General features: G+C 42.0%; 25 protein-coding genes and 2 tRNA genes. 15 read left to right on the plus strand and 12 right to left on the minus strand.

All coding sequences use genetic code 11. The features are described from left to right. Positions 1-28: 28 nt before the first annotated feature. Together aqpZ and FTT99_RS06035 are read right to left on the minus strand one after the other, a co-directional pair. Entirely contained in the window at positions 29-715 is a 687-nt protein-coding gene (gene aqpZ / locus FTT99_RS06030) for an aquaporin Z (RefSeq protein ID WP_180035460.1), read from the minus strand. 166 nt (positions 716-881) lie between these two features. After that, on the minus strand, positions 882-1,892 hold the full coding sequence (locus tag FTT99_RS06035) for an AraC family transcriptional regulator (protein ID WP_180130472.1): 1,011 nt from the start codon (positions 1,890-1,892) through the stop codon (positions 882-884). Positions 1,893-2,003: 111 nt separating this feature from the next. Here FTT99_RS06035 and FTT99_RS06040 point away from each other — a divergent pair, with 111 nt between their 5' ends. Continuing rightward, positions 2,004-2,624 (plus strand): hypothetical protein, encoded by a 621-nt coding sequence (locus tag FTT99_RS06040; RefSeq protein WP_180130470.1) that lies wholly within the window; start codon positions 2,004-2,006, stop codon positions 2,622-2,624. Between the two features lie 375 nt (positions 2,625-2,999). On the opposite strand, the gene hisF is transcribed toward FTT99_RS06040, so the two are convergent. Then, a complete protein-coding gene (hisF, locus tag FTT99_RS06045; RefSeq protein ID WP_306674445.1) occupies positions 3,000-3,761 on the minus strand; it encodes an imidazole glycerol phosphate synthase subunit HisF in 762 nt (253 codons plus the stop codon). Between the two features lie 110 nt (positions 3,762-3,871). On the opposite strand from hisF, the gene FTT99_RS06050 reads away from it, so the two are divergent. From FTT99_RS06050 to FTT99_RS06060, 3 genes are read left to right on the plus strand one after another with little or no spacing between them, the layout of a single operon-like run. After that, complete coding sequence (locus FTT99_RS06050) at positions 3,872-4,822, plus strand: homoserine kinase (RefSeq protein WP_180130468.1); 951 nt, start codon at positions 3,872-3,874, stop codon at positions 4,820-4,822. 27 nt (positions 4,823-4,849) lie between these two features. Next, the gene (locus tag FTT99_RS06055; RefSeq protein ID WP_180130466.1) at positions 4,850-5,476 is read left to right on the plus strand and encodes a DUF1294 domain-containing protein; all 627 of its coding nucleotides are present in this window, start codon (positions 4,850-4,852) and stop codon (positions 5,474-5,476) included. 39 nt (positions 5,477-5,515) lie between these two features. Further along, positions 5,516-5,908 carry a hypothetical protein gene (locus FTT99_RS06060; protein WP_168378990.1) on the plus strand — a complete coding sequence of 131 codons (393 nt, stop codon included), beginning with the start codon at positions 5,516-5,518 and terminating at the stop codon, positions 5,906-5,908. A gap of 90 nt (positions 5,909-5,998) precedes the next feature. Here FTT99_RS06060 and FTT99_RS06065 read toward each other — a convergent pair whose 3' ends face one another. From FTT99_RS06065 to hisB, 8 genes are all read right to left on the minus strand, one after another. Further along, positions 5,999-6,886 carry a DMT family transporter gene (locus FTT99_RS06065; protein ID WP_180152987.1) on the minus strand — a complete coding sequence of 296 codons (888 nt, stop codon included), beginning with the start codon at positions 6,884-6,886 and terminating at the stop codon, positions 5,999-6,001. A 69-nt stretch (positions 6,887-6,955) separates the two neighbouring features. After that, complete coding sequence (gene hisA / locus FTT99_RS06070) at positions 6,956-7,687, minus strand: 1-(5-phosphoribosyl)-5-[(5-phosphoribosylamino)methylideneamino]imidazole-4-carboxamide isomerase (protein WP_078190493.1); 732 nt, start codon at positions 7,685-7,687, stop codon at positions 6,956-6,958. A gap of 193 nt (positions 7,688-7,880) precedes the next feature. After that, positions 7,881-8,645 carry a hypothetical protein gene (locus tag FTT99_RS06075; RefSeq protein WP_180130463.1) on the minus strand — a complete coding sequence of 255 codons (765 nt, stop codon included), beginning with the start codon at positions 8,643-8,645 and terminating at the stop codon, positions 7,881-7,883. 433 nt (positions 8,646-9,078) lie between these two features. After that, entirely contained in the window at positions 9,079-9,744 is a 666-nt protein-coding gene (locus tag FTT99_RS06080) for a 3'-5' exonuclease (RefSeq protein WP_180130461.1), read from the minus strand. Positions 9,745-9,899: 155 nt separating this feature from the next. After that, positions 9,900-10,373, minus strand: a complete 474-nt coding sequence (locus tag FTT99_RS06085) for a DUF805 domain-containing protein (RefSeq protein WP_180130459.1) — start codon at positions 10,371-10,373, stop codon at positions 9,900-9,902. 228 nt (positions 10,374-10,601) lie between these two features. Next, positions 10,602-11,111, minus strand: a complete 510-nt coding sequence (locus tag FTT99_RS06090; protein WP_180130457.1) for a DUF805 domain-containing protein — start codon at positions 11,109-11,111, stop codon at positions 10,602-10,604. A 115-nt stretch (positions 11,112-11,226) separates the two neighbouring features. Then, positions 11,227-11,844: an imidazole glycerol phosphate synthase subunit HisH gene (hisH, locus tag FTT99_RS06095; protein WP_078193147.1), complete on the minus strand. Its 618-nt coding sequence runs from the start codon at positions 11,842-11,844 to the stop codon at positions 11,227-11,229. Next, a complete protein-coding gene (hisB, locus tag FTT99_RS06100; protein WP_078190487.1) occupies positions 11,844-12,437 on the minus strand; it encodes an imidazoleglycerol-phosphate dehydratase HisB in 594 nt (197 codons plus the stop codon). The genes hisH and hisB overlap by 1 nt, the downstream gene beginning before the upstream one ends. Positions 12,438-12,534: 97 nt before the next feature. Here hisB and FTT99_RS06105 point away from each other — a divergent pair, with 97 nt between their 5' ends. The 10 genes from FTT99_RS06105 to FTT99_RS06150 all read left to right on the plus strand — a co-directional run bounded on the left by FTT99_RS06105 (position 12,535) and on the right by FTT99_RS06150 (position 19,357). Next, complete coding sequence (locus tag FTT99_RS06105) at positions 12,535-12,924, plus strand: GNAT family N-acetyltransferase (RefSeq protein ID WP_078193146.1); 390 nt, start codon at positions 12,535-12,537, stop codon at positions 12,922-12,924. Between the two features lie 194 nt (positions 12,925-13,118). Next, positions 13,119-13,194, plus strand: a tRNA-Phe gene (locus FTT99_RS06110). Between the two features lie 137 nt (positions 13,195-13,331). Then, positions 13,332-13,407, plus strand: a tRNA-Phe gene (locus FTT99_RS06115). Between the two features lie 152 nt (positions 13,408-13,559). Then, positions 13,560-14,000: a hypothetical protein gene (locus tag FTT99_RS06120; protein ID WP_180130455.1), complete on the plus strand. Its 441-nt coding sequence runs from the start codon at positions 13,560-13,562 to the stop codon at positions 13,998-14,000. Positions 14,001-14,030: 30 nt separating this feature from the next. Next, positions 14,031-14,756 (plus strand): hypothetical protein, encoded by a 726-nt coding sequence (locus FTT99_RS06125; RefSeq protein WP_180130453.1) that lies wholly within the window; start codon positions 14,031-14,033, stop codon positions 14,754-14,756. Between the two features lie 105 nt (positions 14,757-14,861). Then, on the plus strand, positions 14,862-15,596 hold the full coding sequence (locus FTT99_RS06130) for a class I SAM-dependent methyltransferase (protein ID WP_180130451.1): 735 nt from the start codon (positions 14,862-14,864) through the stop codon (positions 15,594-15,596). Positions 15,597-15,789: 193 nt separating this feature from the next. Then, the gene (locus FTT99_RS06135) at positions 15,790-16,317 is read left to right on the plus strand and encodes a hypothetical protein (RefSeq protein WP_257225868.1); all 528 of its coding nucleotides are present in this window, start codon (positions 15,790-15,792) and stop codon (positions 16,315-16,317) included. A 192-nt stretch (positions 16,318-16,509) separates the two neighbouring features. Next, positions 16,510-17,259 carry a hypothetical protein gene (locus tag FTT99_RS06140; RefSeq protein WP_180101567.1) on the plus strand — a complete coding sequence of 250 codons (750 nt, stop codon included), beginning with the start codon at positions 16,510-16,512 and terminating at the stop codon, positions 17,257-17,259. Between the two features lie 79 nt (positions 17,260-17,338). Next, complete coding sequence (locus tag FTT99_RS06145; protein WP_078190480.1) at positions 17,339-17,617, plus strand: hypothetical protein; 279 nt, start codon at positions 17,339-17,341, stop codon at positions 17,615-17,617. Between the two features lie 378 nt (positions 17,618-17,995). Beyond that, complete coding sequence (locus FTT99_RS06150; protein WP_180130449.1) at positions 17,996-19,357, plus strand: GGDEF domain-containing protein; 1,362 nt, start codon at positions 17,996-17,998, stop codon at positions 19,355-19,357. A 55-nt stretch (positions 19,358-19,412) separates the two neighbouring features. Here the strand turns inward: FTT99_RS06150 and FTT99_RS06155 are convergent, their stop codons facing one another. Further along, complete coding sequence (locus tag FTT99_RS06155; RefSeq protein ID WP_180130446.1) at positions 19,413-20,033, minus strand: hypothetical protein; 621 nt, start codon at positions 20,031-20,033, stop codon at positions 19,413-19,415. Between the two features lie 297 nt (positions 20,034-20,330). Here FTT99_RS06155 and tehB point away from each other — a divergent pair, with 297 nt between their 5' ends. Further along, complete coding sequence (tehB, locus tag FTT99_RS06160; protein WP_180130444.1) at positions 20,331-21,203, plus strand: SAM-dependent methyltransferase TehB; 873 nt, start codon at positions 20,331-20,333, stop codon at positions 21,201-21,203. Positions 21,204-21,240: the final 37 nt, after the last annotated feature.

A 21,240-nucleotide genomic window follows, 5' to 3' on the forward strand; every position in this document is an offset into this window, starting at 1 on the left:
GAGCTTTTTTTGTGGCGTATTTTTCTATTTATGCGTCTTTTGCCATCAGTTTATAGATGACCGCACCAATCACCGCGCCAATGATAGGGGCTACCCAAAACAGCCAAACTTGTGACAGCGCAGCAGTTTCAGCAAAGAATGCGACACCCATACTACGCGCTGGGTTGACTGAAGTATTGGTGACGGGAATGCTGATGAGATGGATCAATGTAAGCGCAAGACCGATCGCAATTGGGGCAAATCCAGCAGGGGCACGTTTATCCGTTGCTCCCATGATCACAATCAGAAAGCCAGCCGTCAGCACAATTTCAATGATTAAGGCTGAGAGCATAGAGTATTTGCCCGGAGATAATTCATCATACCCATTGGTGGCAAAACCGCCGACGCCGGTAAATCCGGCCTGACCTTGCACAATGATGAATAGAATAAATGCGGCGAGGGTTGCACCCAGCAATTGAGAAATAATATAGGGAGCCAGTTCTTTCGCTTCAAAACGACCGCCAGCCCACAATCCGATACTCACGGCAGGGTTAAAATGTCCCCCTGAGATATGACCCAGCGCATAAGCAGCCGTCAATACGGTTAGACCGAAGGCCAGTGCCACGCCAGCGAAGCCAATGCCAAGTTCAGGAAAGGCCGCAGCCAAGACAGCACTACCACAACCACCAAAGACCAGCCAAAAGGTACCGATCAGTTCTGCTAAATATTTATTCATTTAAAACTCCATTTGTTTTTGTCATTTGGAATAGATTTTCAATCTTTCACTCAGCATGAGTGCAATCTAGTTGTGAAGTGTTGTTTTATTCATTTATTGAATATGCATAGATTTAATAGATTTTGCTGAAAATCACAACATTTAAAATGATAACTGTGTCACATTTTTAACTTGCTGCTTCAATTTGCGATAAGCGCCATTGCTGTGGGGTTAAGTTTCGCCATTGTTTAAACGCACGTTGAAATGCACTCTGTTCTGAATAACCCAGCAGTAGCGCAATTTCCTGCAAACTTAAATGCGGGTCTCTTAAAAATTCTTCAGCCATCATGCAGCGGACTTCCTGCATACGCTGCTGATAGGTGCTGCCTTGTTGTTGTAAATGGCGTTGTAATTGTCGGACGGAAAGATTGAGTTGCGTAGCGACATGTTCAATTTGGAACTGATTTTTTTGCAAACCCATTAAGATGGCTTGCTGTAAGCGTTGGTCGATTTGCGTGGTATTTGGCAGTTTTTCTAATAAAGACTGTGCCTGTTGCATTAACAGTTTTTGTAAGGTCTGATCGCCTTGGGAAAAAGGACGAGACAGTTCTTGAATGGGAACAATAACCTTCGACTTTTCTTGGGAAAAACGAACTTTGCAGCGAAAATATTGCTCATACTGAGCGACATTTTTCGGTGCAGGATTATGAAAATGCACTTCGTGTAAATTGATATCTTCAAAACGCATGAATAATTTTAGAAACTGCAGCATTAACGCAATCGCAATTTCATCGGTCAATTGATTGGCCATATTCATGGGTAAATCATTCCAACCGATCGAAAAAAAATCATTTTGAATATCAATCAGCAATGGACTGCCATCGAAGATTAAGCGATGAAAATCATGGTAGCGGAGCAGCGCTTCGCCCAAGTTTTCACAGGACAGGGCAATATACGCAATAATGCCAATATGTTGGGGTTGCACATGTTCAGCAATTTCTAAACCCAGCGCCGGCTTTTGGATCTTTTGATCTAAATCCATCAATAAATCACGCCAAATGGCATAATCAAAACGCTCTAAGTTTTGAACTTTATTCAATTTTTCAGGAATAGCAATGCCTTGAGCTTGGTGATAAGCATAGAGCAAATGGCCCAGTCCTCCATAGACTGATCCTGTATAGTCCTTGAGTTGTTGCATATTTTTTTAATTCTAAATTTTGTCGTGTTTTGTCAATAATATTAAAAAAAACGGTCAATATCTAGCCCTTTTCATTACCTATAGTGGAGCTAAGAAAAGGAGATATTGGTCATGTTAAAAGGTTTTATTGCAGGGTTGGTCGTCGCCAATGCCTTTGAATGGTTCGCACATAAATATGTTTTGCATGGGACACATCGGTCAGGCAAGCCACGTTTTAGTCCAGTACCGAAAAGCATGAAATCACATTGGGAACATCATCGTGAAGTTCGAAAAACAGATTTTCATGATCATGGCTATGTTGAAGGTGTACAGAACTGGCGCACGAAAAATGAAATTATATCTTTGGCTATAGTTGCAGGTGTATTTACGCCGTTATTTTATCCTGTGTCGAAAGGAATGAGCTTGGCAGTGCTGTATTGCGCAGGGAATTATTATTATATCCATCGTCGCGCACATCTTGAGCCAGAGTGGGCGATGAAAAAAATTCCATGGCACTATGACCACCATATGAATTCAAATCAGGATGCCAACTGGTGTGTGACTAAGCCGTGGTTTGATTATATTTTAGGAACTCGGGTGATCTCCTCGGCGAAATTACAGGAACAGAATCCACTGGGTGTGCTACTACCGACAGAGATTGCCAAGCCATTGTCACACTGGGTCAATCGGGTATTTCCTGCAAAGTGGGTGGCTGAGCGTGAAAAGCCAGTTGCACTGCTTGAAACGGTCTAATATGAATGCACTGTGCGTTTTGACAACAAGCGTTGCCATTCAATTGAATTGTCGCAATTTGTCAATAAATTATGAATCTACTGTCAATCAAATGCAGTGCAAATGCCCTATATTTAAATGATCAAAAGGCTTGTACACGACGAGTTGATTGATGAAGTTGCTATGTATATTTTTTCATTTGTTTTAAGTATCAGACCAAGTGCTGTAGTTTTTCTTGGTTTATAGGAGCCGACAAGGCTCCTTTTTTTATGTCTATAGTAAATCAATTGCATGGGCGATGCTCTGCTGTAACTCCATGTTGTTGCATCAAAAACACCAAAGCAAAAAAAAGAGCGAATCATCGCTCTTTTTCAATCCTCATTGAAAATGAATCAATTAAAGACGCATTTCAATGCCTTGTTCTGCTAGATATTTTTTCGCTTCAGGAATGGTGTGTTGACCAAAGTGGAAAATAGAGGCTGCCAGAACTGCATCTGCACCACCTTTTAAAATACCATCGGCCAAATGTTGTAGATTACCGACACCACCAGAAGCAATGGTTGGAATGGTCACACGGTCATTGATATTACGCATCAGTTCAAGGTCATAACCGGCTTTGGTTCCATCGGCATCCATGGAGGTGATGAGTAATTCACCTGCACCGAAGTCCGCCATTTTTACTGCCCATTCGATGGCATCGATACCGGTTTCTTTACGACCACCGTGGGTGAAAATTTCCCATTTATTGTCGCCGGTTTTTTTCGCATCAATAGCAACCACAATACACTGTGCGCCAAAACGCTGAGAGGCTTCTTGTACAAATTCAGGGTTATAAATAGCCGCAGAGTTAATCGAAACTTTGTCCGCACCGGCATTTAATAACAGGCGGATATCTTCTACTTTACGCACGCCACCACCGACTGTTAATGGCACAAATACAGACTCAGCCATACGCTCTACTGTACGGTAAGTGGTATCACGACCATTTGAGGTTGCGGTAATGTCTAAGAAGGTAATTTCGTCCGCACCTTGTTCGTTATAACGGCGTGCAACTTCAACTGGATCGCCTGCATCACGAATATCAAGAAATTGAACACCTTTCACTACACGACCGTTGTCCACGTCGAGGCAAGGAATAATACGTTTAGCAAGCATAATTTTTTCCAAAAATAACAGCCGATTATGAAACTTCGCGACTTAGATGCTACACCTTAGTAGTCGGAGCGGTTATTCTATCAAAAATATGTAAGTTTTTTCGCAGGTTTTCTATGTCGGTTTATACCACTTTGACTTTAAAGGAAGTTCAGGATTTTGCAGCACCTTATGGACTGGAGGTGATTGACCTGATTCCGATTCAAGGCGGTATTCAAAATACCAACTATTTTATTGTTTGCGAAAATGGCACGCAGTATGTATTAACCGTTTTTGAAGAGATGGACGAGCAAGGTGCAGGGGAATTGGTGCCTGTACTCGAACACTTGGGGCAGGCTGGTCTAGCTGTGCCTGTACCACTGAATCATTCGGGTAAAGCGATTAATAGCTTAAAGGATAAACCTGCACAGATTGCGCCACGCATGCAAGGTCAACATCCCATGCCTGCGAGCTTAGCGCAAGCAGAAGCGATTGCTGTAGCCCAAGCGAAAATGCATGTGGCTTTACAAGATTTCCCTTTGGAACGTGCAGAATATCGTGATCATGCTTATTGGTTACAAGTTTCACGTGATATTCGTCCAACATTAAATGAAGCAGATACCACGTTACTTAACAATCTGTTGGGCTTATATGACATCTTAACGGCGATGTATCCAGACCGTCCTACCGGTTTTATTCATTCTGATCTGTTCCGTGACAATACTCTATTTGACGGCGATCAACTCAACGGCATTTTAGACTTTTATGAGTTAAACAAAGACGAACTCTTGTTTGATATTGCTATTACTTTAAATGACTTTTGTACTGAATATCCTGATGTACATTTGAATGAAGACAAAGCCATTGCCTTTTTAAATGCCTATGAAAGCGTGCGTCCATTAACCGCAGATGAAAAATCATGCCTAGAGTTATATTTGGCGATGGCGGCGGGTCGCTTCTGGATGATGCGTTTACAGGTGGCACAGAAAAATGCTGCAGAAGGCCGTACAGGGGATGATATTTTGCAGAAAAACCCTGCTGAAATGCGTAATATGCTGATTGAACGATTAAAATTCGTCACAGCATAAATTTTAAAAACAACGAGAGGGAAAAGCATGCGTGATCAAGGACGCTTAGTAGAATGGTTTGATGACAAGGGCTACGGCTTCATTCAACCGAACGATAGCACCAAAGATCGCGTATTTTTGCACATTAAAGATTTTTCCCGTCCCGGCCCACGACCAATCGTGGGCTGCGCGTTGGATTATGCTGTGATCTTAGACGAACGCGGACGCTTTCGTGCGCAGCAAGTGCATTATTTAAAAGCCTCACAAACCAAAGCTACACAACGTCCCAATAAAAAAAATGTGGTGCAGATGCCGCGTCAGGCACAGCCGATGCAAATCTTGTGCATTGTGTATATCCTAGCCTTGGCGGGCTTATCTGTGGCGGGTTTACTCAGTGGCATAGTGCTGCTTTTTGTGAGTATTATTAATGTCCTGACTTATTGGTTCTATGCTCAAGATAAAGAAGCTGCGCAAATAGGGAACCGACGTGTGCCAGAAAATACACTGCATCTTTTGTCTTTTTTAGGTGGGTGGCCGGCGGCATGGCTGGCTCAGCAACGTTTGCGGCATAAAACACAAAAACAACCGTTTCGAAAAATATATTTCTGTACCATAGCCTTTAACATATTACTGATTTTATGGCTAATTTCACCATTTAATATCCTGCATATCTAGGGTGGAATGATCCGCAAAATCATCATGACGGAGAGCGAAATGAATTATTCCATTGATAAAGATCCAAACCGCCTGCTCACGATTATTTTGTATATTCTTTATATTGTGGCGATTTTTTCTGCCGGCTTGCTTGCGGTCCTCGCGTTGATTATCAATTACGTCAAACGCAGTGATGTGCGCGGCACGATTTTTGAAAGCCATTTTACTTGGCAGATCCGTACGTTTTGGTGGTATCTCATTTGGAATATCATTGCTTTCGTGCCTTTTATTTTTCTGTTCTTTACTGGCAATAATGCCAATGCTTTTGCAGGTGTAGCACTGGGAGCGAGTACCTTCTGCGTCACGGTGATCGGACTGTCTTGGTTATGGATTGTGTACCGCGCGATTAAAGGTTTAATCCGTGTCAATGACAACCGACCGATGTATGAGTAATGCGAGTTCAAAACTTTTTGGCATAAAAATCTTGGCATCAAAAAAGCGACCTTATGAGTCGCTTTTTTGATCTAATAGAGGATGCAGAAATTAGCGTTTCTTTAACCATTTCGGCCGCCATTCACTCACAATCACACCAAGCACTACACACAGTCCGCCAATGAGAGCGAGCGGTGTTAAGCGTTCACCCGCAAGCCGCCCAATGATTGCGGCCCAAACCGGTTCACCTGCATAGATGATTGCCGCCTGTGCAGGATCAACCATACGCTGCGCCCAGTTCATCACCAGTTGAATCACGGCGCTGGCCAGCCCCAATCCGCACAGTACAGCGATTAATGGCCATTCAAATTTGGGCAATGTGTTTTCACCTACCAGTGGAGCAAAGCAAAAACAGAACAGTGAGGCAAATGCCAGTTGTAGAACCGTCACTCTGCGCAGATTGACGCGGGGCGCAAAATAACTGATCAAGATAATTTCAAAGGCAATGGCAATCGAACCGAGCAGCGTAATGATTTGTCCAAAATTGAGCTGAATAGCGCCAAAACCATTACCAGTTAAAAAGACCAAACCAACAAAAGCCAAACACACACCCAGCCATGTCATTACATGCGGTTTATGCCGAAAACAGAGCCACATAAAAATCGGCACCAGCGGTACATACAGCGCTGTTAAAAAAGCCGATTCACTGCTGCTGATGCTTTGCAGGCCGATTGTTTGCGTCGCATAGCCGATCGCAATCACCGCGCCGATACTTGCGCCCGCAATGACATCATATTGAGAAAAGTGTCTAAGATATTTGAGTGATAAAAGACTCACAGCCAGTGTTGCTGCGGCAAAACGTAGACCGACAAACAGCACGGGACTGCTAAAATTTAAACCGTATTGCACGGTGATAAAACTGGCACCCCAAATCATGGTAATCAGGATGAGTGCGAGCTGCGGAAACTTGGCTTTCCAAGCAGATTGGACGGTTGGCATGTGTATTTGAATGTTCAAAGAGGAGAAATAAAAAAAGAGGCCCGAAGACCTCTTTTCTGCTCGGGTATATTACAAGCTTTGTTGATCAAGCAGTAATTGAGCTTCACGAAGGTTCAATGTCCCTTCATAAATTGCACGACCAGTAATCGCACCTAAAATGCCCGGTTGGCCTTTTAAGTTACGTACGTCGTCAAGGTTAGTCACGCCACCAGATGCAATAACAGGTAAGCCTGAATATGTTGCAAGGTTTACGGTTTGTTCAACGTTCACACCTTGCATCATGCCATCACGTGCGATGTCGGTGTAGACGATGCTCGATACGCCGGCATCTGCAAAGCGTTTTGCCAAATCAGTAGCTTTCACATCAGTGACATTTGCCCAACCATCCGTTGCTACCATGCCGTTCATGGCATCGATACCGACAATGATATGGCCTGCAAATTTTTTGCACGCTTCTTCAACAAATTCAGGCTCTTTTACCGCTTTTGTACCAATGATGACAAACGAGACGCCTGCATCAAGGTAATGTTCAATGGTTTCAAGAGAGCGGATACCACCACCAATTTGAATTGGCAATTCAGGCTGTGCTTTAGCAATCGCTTCAACCACAGGCTTATGAATCGGTGTACCAGCGAAAGCACCGTTTAAATCTACCAAATGTAAGCGACGCGCGCCTTCATTTACCCAATGCTGTGCAGTTGCCACTGGATCGTCAGAAAATACGGTATCGTCTTCCATACGACCTTGTTTTAAACGGACACATTTGCCATCTTTCAGGTCAATTGCAGGGATGATCAGCATGCTTTCGCTCCTTGCTCAATCAAATTAAGAATGAATTTGTGCCTAATCTTATCAAATAAACGGCTATTCACTAAATGCTAATATCAGAATTGATGAATTAAAAAAGCCTGACATGTGTCAGGCCAGTGTAAATAGAGGATTGGATTTTATTCTTGGTCTATAAAAATGCGCTGTGTATTAGTGTTTTTAGTCATTAAACATAAGCGGTTGTTTGTAATAAATCGCTGTTTACGGATTGAAGTAAGCTACCGACATCGTATAAGCCTTGATTGAGGGCTGTGGTACTTTCACCGACCACTTGAACGAGATCACCGACTACAGGAAGTTCAGTGGCAATCGATGTAATTGGTGCAATGTCATCCAGTAAGGCATCTAAAGTGCCTGAAACATCTTGCACGACACCACCTACACTTGCTAATGGATCATTCAGGACGGATGTTAATAATTCGGTAGGATCAATACTGGCTACATAGGCGCCCGTTTCAGCCAACAAGCCTGTTAAATTCCCCGTAGTTTCGCCTACTGCATCCAATAGACCGCCCAGCAATGGCAGGTCAGAAAGTACATCTGTGATTGGTGCAGCCACGCCACTGAGATGATCAACCAAACCTGCAACTTCCGTCACGGTTTGGCCGACCACACCAGTTACGCCATTGAGAGCGGTTTGTACACCGCCGAGAAGATCACCTGTCGCTAGTTGATCGGCTACCGCATGTAAGCCATCACCTAAGGTGCCAACCAACTGATTTTCAACCGCGAGTACTTTTTCGATGGTCCCACCAATGAGCGGAAGCTCAGTCAGTGCATCCGTTAAGGGCGCTGTTAAGCTACTTACGGTCTCTAATACGCTGTCTACAGTATCTAAAACAGTATTTAAAACCAGTCCAACCGCTTTACTGATCCCTTGTAAAGTCAGGCTGAGTACACCGCTGATTTTTCCTGTAAATAAGTTCAACATGTCAGGTTCTCCAAGCTTTTAAATTATGATGTGTTATGTATTTGGCAGACTTGTTTTAGCAAAAGGAGATTGATGAAAACAAATTATGAAAGTATAGAAAGAAGGAGATAAATCATGTAATTCTGCTAGAAAACCCAGAGAGATCAAAACCTTAGCTGAATAAAAATATAAATGTATATTAATGTAATTAAAATGAGTTAAATCAAAGATATAAATGTACTTAAAAGGTGCGATTTTATTGTTTTTAGACTGTGCTGTGACTATTTTTAAGGCAATAACGTACTGTTTAAATCTCTAGTGCAAATAAACTGCAAATTCATTGGCACTCTTCAGCCGATCTTTGCACTTGGTCATGCCATAGATTGGGGCAATATCCAGTTACAGAGCGGTTACATCGCTGAATATAAATTAAATCATTAAAATAATTAAGGATTTATAAATTCATGTGCGGACGAATTCTTAGTTTGAGAGAAGTATTGGGAATGGTTTTGGGTAATAAGCCACGTTGTAATAATTCTTCAAAGACCAAAACAGGGGCATAGGCATCGGCAGCGGCATAACGAATTTGCTCCGGACTTAAGCGCTTTTTGGCCCAATTCGAGGTGCTGACCGATTTAGATTTTGGAAAATTCGCACGAAAAAGCAGTGCCATGGCATTTTTTAAACCTAAAGGTTGGCTTAAGCCAAAAGAAGCAAAGCACTTGGAGAGTTCCAATACACTATTCAGTTCGATGCCTTTTTTACTAAATAAATGCGCATCATTTTTTAAGCCAAAACCCACTTTAATTTGATCACGATTACTCAAGATCGGCTTTAAAAAATCCCAAGTGCATTCGTTCATTTGAAACAACCACGCCTGTTGCGCCGTAGCGAGTTGGATTAAATGTGGACCAGTAGAGACCTCACCTTTACGAAAAGTCGGCTTAGATTCAGAGTCGAAACCGAATAAGGCAGTCGTCTGCAATTCATCGGCCCAGTGTTGGCATTGTTCTGCATTGTGAATGACATGGATCTGCTCTGGCACTAAATTTTGGAACAATGGAAAATCTTTAATCTGTTCTTTTGTTGGCAAAATAGGTGTCAGTAGAGCATCAGTCATTGTGATTCAATTCAAAGGCTTGTTGTTGCAGCCTAGAGCGTTTAGTAGGGAAATGCAAATACCGAGATGTGGCGTTGAGCATGAGCCATTGACTCACCTGCCTGTCATAGCGCGTTGCTATGACAGTGACCAATAGGCTTAAAGTCAGTGACGACTTAAAATAGAAAACGCGCAGTAAATAATACATTTACCAAGATCAGTAAGAATAAACCGATAAAGAGAAAGGCGAGGACCACCTCCCATGTTTTGGATGTACGTGGCTCGCCATATTGATTGGCATTTGCAGACCCCGGGATGAGCATCAGCGCAATGCACATGACGATATTGAGCAACGGAATCAACTCTAAGAGTGCAAACCAGCCTGAGAGATTAAAGTCATGCAAACGACGCACTGAAAAAATCATCAAAGGGATCAGCATTAAAATATTTAGGATCAATCCAATCACTTGCGTCATTGGATTTTCAGCATGAGCTATTAGGGCATTGAGGGTATTGGGCATCATGCTGACAATCAGTAGCATCAATATGCTCAGCATGAGGCCATAGAAGACATTCCAACCGATAAAAGACATGCGATTAAAACGACCGTCACGGTTCCAGCCAGAGTTTATAGTGGGTGAATTATTCATATTTAATGATCTTAAATTATCGTAAAAAGTATTGTTATCATTCATTTTTAACCGCAAAAATTGAGCTAAAAACGACATAAAAATGTGAAAAAGTACAGGATTTGATCCTGAACATAAAAAGCGCGTTGATTATAAAGGTAAAGTACAAAAAAAGCCCACATGTGTGAGCTTGTTTGAGTAGATGTATTGCTGTTTAGAGTGATCTAGGCGGCATTTAATGATTTATCATTATTGTTGTTGAATCGTGGTTTGCTGAGAGCGGATCACATAGTTTTGGTAAGACGGAATCATGATCGCAGCAAGTATCCCGACTATAAACACCACGATATACAAAACAGCCAGCACTGTTTCCCAGCCTTTGGTCGGGCGTGGTTGTCCAAAGCTATTACTACCGCTATTACCCGATGCAAATAACACATAGAGCGCAAATAATATATTCACTACAGGAACTAAGATCAGCAGTGCAAGCCATCCAGAATGGTCACGATCATGTAAACGACGGATTAAGAAAATGACGCTGTAATAAATGACGATGGCATACATGATAAAGAAAATAATCATGAGTGGCGTCGACATTGCACCCTCAGTCAACGCATTTTGCGCACCGGGTATGAGCAGGCCGACCACAACAGCAATTAGTGTAAAAATAATGCCGAGTAGTAGATTCCATGCAAGATATGCGCGACGGCTAAAGCGACCACTGGCTTGGGTCGGTGAGTCAGATGTGAAGGTATTCATTATTATTCCTAGGCTTTGGTATTTTTATAAGTAGGCAAATTCTAAAATAAAAGGATGAAAAATAAACAGTACAAAAAAGCCCGCAAGGAGCGGGCTTTTTTGCGGCGAAGGAATTTTAAATATCCCATTCCACAAAGTTTTTCAGCAATTGCAGACCGGCTGTATGACTTTTTTCTGGGTGAAATTGTGTCGCAAACAAGTTTTCCTTGTGAATTGCGGTACAAAATTCCAAACCATAGTCACAGGTAGCAGCGACAATGCTTGAGTCTTGCGGCTCTACATAGAAGCTATGTACGAAATAGAAACGTGCATCTTGCTCAATGTTTTTCCACATCGGGTGGCTTGGGTCTGCCTGATGCACTTGGTTCCAGCCCATGTGCGGCACTTTTAATCCCTCTACATCAGGGAAGCGTTTAACCGAACCTTCAAAAATACCCAATGCATCTGCACCGCCATTTTCTTCGGAATGCTGCATTAGGGCTTGCATACCGACACAGATCGCAAGCACAGGTTTATTAAATGCCGCTTTACGGACCACTTCATCAATGCCTGCATCATGCATGCCTTGCATACAGTCACGCATTGCTCCCACACCGGGGAACACAATTTTATCTGCTTGTGCAATCAGCTTAGGATCATTGGTGACATCAACAGTTGCACCCACGTGTTCGAGGGCTTTTGCTGCTGAGTGAAGATTTCCCATGCCATAGTCAAGAAGGGCAATACGGGTCATTACAATGTTCCTTTGGTAGACGCAACAGTATTTTCGGCACGCGGGTCAACTTCACACGCCATACGTAATGCACGGGCAAAGGCTTTAAATACGCTTTCAATTTGGTGGTGGCTGTTTTTGCCTTTTAGGTTGTCGATGTGCAGCGTCATTAACGCATGGTTCACAAAACCTTGGAAAAATTCAGAGAAAAGATCCACATCAAAAGTCCCGATGCGTGCGCGAGTGAATGGAATATCCATCCACAGACCCGGACGGCCAGATAAATCCACCACAACACGACTCAGTGATTCATCCAGCGGCGCATAGAAGTGACCGTAGCGACGTAAACCTTTTTTATTGCCCAGTGCTTGAGCAAAGGCTTGGCCAAGTGTAATCCCACAGTCTTCTACGGTATGATGATCGTCAATTTCAAGATCGCCATCACAATGAATATCAATATCAAACAGACCATGTCGCTTGATTTGATCAATCATATGATCTAAAAATGGAACACCAGTGTTTAAAGTGCCTTGACCAGTACCATCAAGATTCACACGAACTCGAATTTTGGTTTCGTTGGTGTTTCTTACCACTTCACTGATACGATCTGTCATAGACACGTTCCTCAAATACGTCAAAATGATTGATGTAAAAATATTTTCGCTGTGACGAAAAGTCACCGCATATTAGATTGCTCAGGAGGGTTTATCAATGCCTATTACCGTACATGCCTATACTTCTTTGGAAAATGATGAAGTGCGCAGCCAGCTTGAGCGACTGTATGACACCAGCCCTGAGTTTAGCGACGGTTCCGATGCGATTGAACAACTTGAGCAGAACTTAGCTCAGTATACCTTAGTTTATACTGCAGAATTTAATACAAAATTGATTGGCGCGATTTGGTGTACAGGCCAAGGTGAAAGCAAAACCCTTGAATATATTGTGGTACACCCTGCAAATCGTGGGCGTGGTGTTGCAGAGCGCTTGGTCAGTGAGGCTACCCGTATGGAAGAAGAAAAAGGGGTGAAGACTTTTGAGCCGGGTTGTGGCGCGATACATCGTTGTTTAGCACACATTGGTAAAATTGACGTAGTTGAGTAAAGTTCAATTTTTAAAAGACAGTCTCCGTGCTGTCTTTTTTTCGTCTGAATAATTAAATTGACTCAGACTTAAATGTAAATAAGACAAAAAGTAAGCGATTAGTGTGAAATATTGATTTAAAAATAAACATTTGAGAAAAAAGCCCATGCTTATGCTTGACGGCATCCAGCTTAAATTGTTTAATACGCCCCATCGGCGTGATAGCTCAGTAGGTAGAGCAACGGATTGAAAATCCGTGTGTCCCCAGTTCGATCCTGGGTCTCGCCACCATATTCAAAACTGATTTTTCAGTTTATCAATCCCTGATCCCATCAGGGATTTTTTTTGCCTAAAAAATATGCATACGAAAAATATTTTTATAAATATGATTGACTAATTAACTGAGATACGGCTTAATACACCGCATCGGCGTGATAGCTCAGTAGGTAGAGCAACGGATTGAAAATCCGTGTGTCCCCAGTTCGATCCTGGGTCTCGCCACCATATTCGAAAAAACCTTAAACCATTGTTTGAGGTTTTTTTTCGTCTGCAGTTTTTTAGTTGTTGATATTTCGCACAATTTAACTGATACAATCGATGCCAGATGATGAGCCCAATGGCTATTAGAAAATTATTAAAAAATAAGGGTTAAGGTTATGAAAAAAATATTATTTCCTGTTTTGGTCGGCATGAGTGTCTTGCTGAGCGCATGTGGTGGCGGGGGCGGTAGTAATGTCGATTCTTCCTATTCTAAAACCATTATTAAAAATGGTGTGACCTATGAATGTAAAAGTGAAAATGCAGCAGCGCTTTGTGATAATGGCAATTGTTCTTCTTGTGAATCATCGCTCGATAAAATAATCACAGCATCGTGCAGCACCAGTATTTCCACAGGGCAAACAATTTATGCCGTGACCAAAACGGGCTGTGTATCCAACATGAAATCGGGCAGCAGAATAACTGCTGCATGTGATAATGGTCTGCTTAAATTAAAAGTTGGATCTAACTTTAGCTTAAATCAGGTGATTAATACGGGTACGACGATGAGCTCTGGTGAATATATTGTCGGCACAGAAGTGCTCCGCTGTGGCTTTTAATCAAATGAACATAGGTTCGTGGAGTGACAGTTGAAGCGACTTCAATATGCGGCGCTTGGACTGCTCTGTTTTGCACTGGGCTATATTGCGGCATCGTGGAATGACCAACCAAGCTTGACGTCGCCGCCACCTGAGCACTCGCTTGTCTCTTTGGCGACGAATAATCCTGTGGCACTCTTGGCTTTAGATCAAGATGCCTCGGATCAGCCTCATTCTAAAGATATACAGCAACAACTCAAAGGCCAACATCTTCAGCTAAAGAGGATTATTCAGCAGACTTCAGATCAACAATTGGGGCAATATTTACAGCAGGCATTTCCCAATTACAGTTTTGCAGGGATTCAAAATAAGCAGCAGTTTGCGCAGCAGATGTTAGACGAATTTCTACAAGCCAAAAATGATCCGCAGCAGCGATTGGCAGGGCAAGCGTATGTGACTGATCAATCACAGACAGATGTAGATCAAGTTTTACCTCGTGAAATCTATGTCACACAGCCGTTGTATGCACATTTTGATACCATGGGTAAAGTTCCAAACAATACGCAAGTTATGGTGCGTTGGACGCATCGTGATAGCGGTGAAGTGCTGCTCTTTACGCCACGCAAAGTTAGTGAGCAACAGCAACAAAACTGGGTGAGTTTCTATCCCATGACTGGATGGAAAACTGGTCATTATGATGTGAAATATTATCAAATGAATGATCAATTAAGCCCGATTGCACAGACCAGTTTTTATATACAGCACGTGATTGAGTAAATATTTGAAGCTCAAATTTTATCGCTGAAGCTATGACTTAAGTGCTAGTTTCCGACCCTAAAAATTCGATTAAACTGATAAAAAAATAAACAATGAATCTCCGCAATGAAAGACCTTTTCTCTACAGGGAGTGCGCTGTATCAACAATCACGTCCAAGTTATTCTGCTGAAGTCGTCGATAGCATCTTGCAGCATGTTGCCGTGCGTGAACTGGCATGGGACTGTGGTGCAGGTTCAGGTCAATTTACCAAAGGTTTGGCGCCCTATTTTCAACAGGTTTTAGCGACAGATCTGAGTGCCGAACAATTGGCACAAGCACCCAATTTAGACAATGTACGTTATGAGCAAGCTAGCGCAGAACATTGTCCGCTTGCTGACCATTCAGTGGATTTAATCACAGTCGCGCAAGCGATTCATTGGTTCGATTTTGCTGCCTTTTATGCAGAAGTACGACGAGTATTGAAACCCCATGGTCACATCGCCATTGTGGGCTATGGTCTGATTCAATTTGAACACGCGGAATTAAACCAGCTTTTACAGGATCTGTATTTTGTCACTTTAAAGGGCTATTGGGACGCTGAACGTCGCTACATCGATGAAGAATATCGTAGTATTCCGTTTCCATTTCAGGAGTTAGCGACACCTCAGTTGTTTTTAAATTACAGGTGGAGTTCACAGCAAATTTTAGACTATCTGCAAACATGGTCTGGGTTAAAACACTACCAACAGCAACATCCGACACTTCAGCCATGTGCAGCTTTGCATGACTTCTTTAGTCGTCATCCGCAGCAAGAGTTTGCTTTGTCATTTCCTGTACTATTAAGAATTGGAACAGTATAAAAGAGAAAAAGCAGCGGCAATGCAGATAGGTAAAGGACGATATCTCAAGTCTAGAATGAGCAAAGTGAGGTTTAAATAAGCTGTGCTCTCCTGCCGTTTGTCGGGGTTAAATCTGGTAAATTGATTAATTGTTATACAATAATGGCAGTGTAAATTTTTTCAATTTTCTATTTTTAAATCTCTCGGAATGAACATGATGAATCTCCCTAAATCTGTTTCTGTTTTGGTTTTTGTTAGCGCAGCAATGACGGCTATGAGTACTTTGGCTGCGGAAAAAGTCACTACAAAAGCTGAGGATACCGAACAAAAAGCTATCCAGATGCCTGCTTTAACCATTATGGCAGAGCGTGAAATGCGTGCAGAGACGGGCATTGTTGAGTATCAAGAGCAGGTGGATCGCCGTAAAGCCTTACAGCAACGGGTGATGCAACTTGAGCGCGATACGCAAAACAAAGGTGTCGATGCAACAATCGTGTCAAATGTAGATGTCTTGCCTGCGACAGCAGTGCCTGATATGTCCAATTTATCACCTTTGATGCAGCAGCATGTTTTAGATATTGCCGCAGGTTTGCAGTCTTCTGACCCACGCAATGGTTTATATATTATGTTGCAACCCTTTGGGATAGACCGAAATGCGACCAATGTGCAAATCAGTCGTGATCAAATCAATCTTGGCAATATTGACCGTCAGTTAAATACCAATCCGATCAAGACCCCATAATCGAATACATCTCTACAGCAAATTGAAGGCGAAAATTCATGTTTTATCCATGAATTTTCGTTTTGATGACATGCGCAATTTAAGACTTTCTATATTGATGTTTTCAAATAGCCTCCTTAAAAAGCATGGCTATTTTATCGTCAACCTTCAAACTTTTGGTTAAACTGAATAAAAGGGCATTCGGAGCTCATTATGCCGCGTATCTTTGTTGTCTTAGCCAGTGCTACGGTATTGGTCTTTGGATGGATGTTTTATCAATATTCAGTACAGCAAAAAGAAGCTGTGCAACTCTCGACCTATGAAACGGTTTTGCGCGAAAAAACCGAGCAAATTTTTCAGCAAGCTCAGCACTGGGAAGAGCCGATACAACTCAATGTGACAGATGCACGGCTAACGGGTGATTATAAAATCATGTCGGATTTTATTTTGAGCCAAATGCTGCAGCGTGCAGAAGCGCGGAATCAATATATTCGTGATCTTAAAGCACTGAATTGGGATAAATTTCTCGACATCGATCGCTTGTTGCAAGATAAAAAAAACCAATATCAAGAGACTGAGCAAATGCTGCAACAGGTGCATGCTGTGGTCGATGCTTATGAGCAAAAAACCACTCAGCAAGAGGAAAATGGTTTAGCTCAGGCCAAACAGTTGGCGGTCAAACAGGTGTTTCGTCAGCAAATTGCCCAGAGTTTAAGAGACAGTCGTGATAGTGATGAGTCGCATGCTTTATTTGAGTTAGAAAAGCAAAGCTTGGCGAAGGCTGATGAGCTCTTTGCTGTGCTGAAAGCCAATAAATGGGAAAAGAAAAATAAATTATTTATGTTCTATGAAGATGCGCCTTTAAAGCAGTTTAATCAGCTTTATACAGAGATGTTAGCGCTCAATGCGCAAATGGATGAGATCCGCCAAAAGAACCGTTCAGAGTTGAAACAAAAGCTTTAACTGACTGTCATCACTCTTTCAAAATTGCGCGATAAAGTGGCTTATAGCAGGGTTTTACATCATATAGAGGTCCATGCTCATGCGAGCTATTCAGATTTTTGATGATATTCAGCAGGTCTATATCGACTTTATCGCGAACCGCCAATATCCACGTTTGGAAAGTTTAAACAACTGGGGCAAGAACCGTTTTTTCTTCAGTCAGTATTTTCGCATGATTGAAGATTGGCATCTGACTGAACAGATTGTGATTGAATTTAATCAACAATTTTATAGTTTGGATACAGGGACGGCGCCTGACTTTATGGATCAAGATAAATACATGGCTTGGTTGATGGAACAATTACAAATTTTAAAATAAGTCCTTTTCATTCAAATTATTCAGCACAGCTTCGAGACATGTTATGCAAGTGAAAGCCATCCTTTAGCGGATGGCTTTTTTGTTGCTATCGAGCATCATTTTGGGAACTGAGTTCCGAACTAGCATGAATAACGCAAAAAACATTGGCTTTAAAACAGTCTTCGATTGTTTAAATTGCAAATTTAATACAACTATTAATCAATAGTGTGACTTAAATCACTTAAAATACGCCGAAAATTTAAGCATAAATTTTTAGCCAGCAGCCCATAACGCATAAGAAGCTGAGCTGTATTGAACTTGCAAGCATTCTATAACCTTAGACCGATTGGCTTTGAATGAAAGGTTTATCGCCATTTTTAGAGACGATTTTTTTAGCGTATGAAAAAATTAATACTGCTATGGCTTGCCATATGTGCGGTTTCATTGGTGTCGATAGGTTATACCTATGAATTATTTATTAGCCCTGTTTGGGTGGTAAATGCATTCGCGGCCTATGGCATGATTTTAATGCGGAAGCATTTAAGCCACGACTTACTGATCGTGCTCTATGCTTTTAGTGCGATCTTTGTGGCCTCGCTGATGGTCGATCCCGCCAAAACTTTAGAAGATAAATTTCTCCTGTGTGCGATTTCGGCATTTCAAATTTGGGTATTTATTAAAGCCTATTTGGCACTGAGCCATTTAAAAAAGCGCCGCTTTAAACGAACCCTGATGCTAACTGTTCCGAGTATCGTGGGTGCTTTTGCAGGCAGCCTCTTGTTCGTGGCGTGCTTTCAGATGGACAACCAATATTTTGCCTTTGTTGATTATTTTCTAGAGCAATTTGCAACAAGTTTGGCTGTGGTGTGTTTATTATTTGGTGTTCAGCGCTGGATGAATGTACCGTGGATAGATTATGGCTATCTGATCGTGGCATTGGCCGTGCAATATGTGATCTCAAATGATCAGATCTTCTATGCCTGCATGGTCTTGCCTTTATTGATGTGTTATTACGCGATCAAATACGACCTCAAAACTTTTTGCTGGCTGATTGGTTTAATGACGCTGATCTGTGGCTGGTATGGTGCCATGCCATTGGCTGGGGAATATTGGTCAGATGCACAGGTACATATGCTCTCGCGGATCAGTTCTTATCGTTTGGCATTGGGTATTTATCTGATCATTTTTCTGTTTATTTGTGAGCTATATGCACGAAATAAACGCCTGTATTTGGCTTTGCAACGTGTAAGTTTTTGCGATGAGTTGACGGGGCTGAAAAATCGCCATGCCTTTAAAGAACAAATATTTATAGAGGGTGCGGTTGATAAAGGCTGTGTCATTTTGCTCGATGTCGATAATTTTAAAAAAATTAATGACCAATATGGGCACCAAATGGGGGACTGTGTTTTGGTGCATTTGGCAAAAATCTTAAAAAATTGTAGTCCACGCGCGAGTTTTATCAGTCGTTGGGGCGGTGAAGAATTTTTAATTTTGCTCGAAGGTGCCGATTTGGAACAGGGTAAAATGTTGTGTGAAACAATTTTGGAACGCTGCGAACATGTGCCGTTTCGAAAAGATCAATTAAAGCTAGATGTCAGCTTTAGTATGGGCTTGGCCGAGTTTCAACAGTTGAGTTTATCCAATTACTCCACGACTCTACAGCATGTCGATGCCTGCCTATATCAGGCGAAATCACAGGGGAAAAATCAGTTTGTTTATCAAAAGATTATTCCGTTGGCAGAAAGCAGTATTGCAGTCTAAATGGGCATAAAAAAAGATGCCGTGAAGGCATCTTTTTTTAGCATTTAATCAACGATTAAGCTGCTTTTTTGAACCAAGAAAAGAAACCTTTTTTCTCAGCTTTTGCTGCTTCAGCTTTTTTCTCTGCACATTTTTTAGCGCAGTCTTTTTTCGCTTCAGCTTTTACTTCTTCAGTTTTAGTTTCAACAGCTTCTTTCGCATCAGTTGCTTTTTCTACAGCTGCATCTTTTGCTTCAACAGTTTTTGCAACGACAGCATCTTTAGTTGCTACAGTTTTTGCTACAGTCGCGTCTTTTGCTGCAACAGTGTTCGCAACAACAACGTCTTTAGCCGCTACAGTTTTTGCTACAGTTGCATCTTTTGCTGCAACTGCAGTTTCTTTAGTTGCTACTGCTTTTTCTACAACTGCTTTTTTCATGTCAGCAGTTTTTGCTTTAGTGGTTTCTTTTACTGTTAAAGTTTTAGTTTGAGTCGCTTTTTCTGCAACAGCCACTTGAGTTTTAGCAGCATCTTGAGTGGCTTGAGCAGCAGCTACAGTTGCAGTTTTCGCTTGTGCAGCTTGAGCTTTTACAGCTTCAACAGCAGTCGCAGGTTTTTGTTCTACAGCAGTAGTTGCCATAGCAGAAGTTGTAGCAGCAACTAAAGCAACAGCTAAAGTAGTTTTGATCGCGTTCATAGTCATCACTCTATAAAACTTAGTTAAAATAAGGCATTGTAAATTTTATGCCTTATCAACAGCGCTTAGGTTACACGGCACAGAGTGAGGGATTCGATTGTGTGAATATTCCACCAATGTTACAAACGGATAACATGGTGTTACGCAGAAAAACAAACAAAAACAGCGTACATTCTACAGCATTCGAAATTTTTAATTCAAAGCTGATTTAAAATCACTGTTAAAGCCGTTATGGTGAATATACATTTCCGCCATTGGTATGGCATAAAAATAACGTCGCATGAGGGATAACGTCAGATGCAGCAGCTTATTTGTTATAAACAGCTCCCTGTGTGGATGCAGCAGTCGATTCCAAAAGGTTTTAAACAACAGCACAATACCAAAGTAGGTACATGGGCAAAACTCACCGTGCTGCAAGGTGAAGTAAATTTTGCCATGCTGGATGCGTCTGGAAATGTCCTTTCCAGGCATGTATTTAGTCCAGACCAGCCACCACCGTTTATAGAACCACAGGCGTGGCACAAGATTGTCTCTGCGAGTGACGATGTGCAATGTCAGTTAAGTTTTTATTGCTTAGCACAGGATTATTTTTATAAAAAGTATCAACTCAGCCCAACACACTCAGAAATTTTGGCTGCAACACCGTATTTGCATGGTGGACGTGCTTTGGATGTCGGCTGTGGGCAGGGGCGTAATTCGCTGTACTTAAGTCAGCTGTCTGAGCAGCGTTTTGAGGTGGATGCATGGGATGTCAATCCACACAGTTTGCACAAGCTGCAAGAGGTGATCGCTGCGGAAGGCATTGAAAATATTCATGTACAGCAGCGTGATTTAAATGCAGACCAAAGCATTACGGGGAAATATGATTTTATTTGCTGTACCGTGGTGATGATGTTTTTAGAGGCCAAGACAGTGAAGCCACTGATTCAGCAGATGCAGCAAGCCACCAATGTAAATGGTTATAACCTGATCGTCTGTGCGATGGATACACCTGATCTCCCTGCGCAGCCTGACTTTCCATTTAGCTTTAAAGCAGGGGAGTTAAGTGCGTTGTATGAAGGCTGGAAGATTGTGAAATACAATGAAAATGTCGGTGAACTGCATCGGGTGGATGAGCAGGGAAATCGGATCAAACAGCATTTTGCGACTTTGCTGGCGCAAAAATTTTAAGCCTAGAATTGTAGGATGTTGAATTGAAGGGTTGGGG

This window comes from Acinetobacter sp. YH12040, assembly GCF_013420005.1.
Classification (GTDB): Bacteria; Pseudomonadota; Gammaproteobacteria; order Pseudomonadales; family Moraxellaceae; genus Acinetobacter; species Acinetobacter amyesii.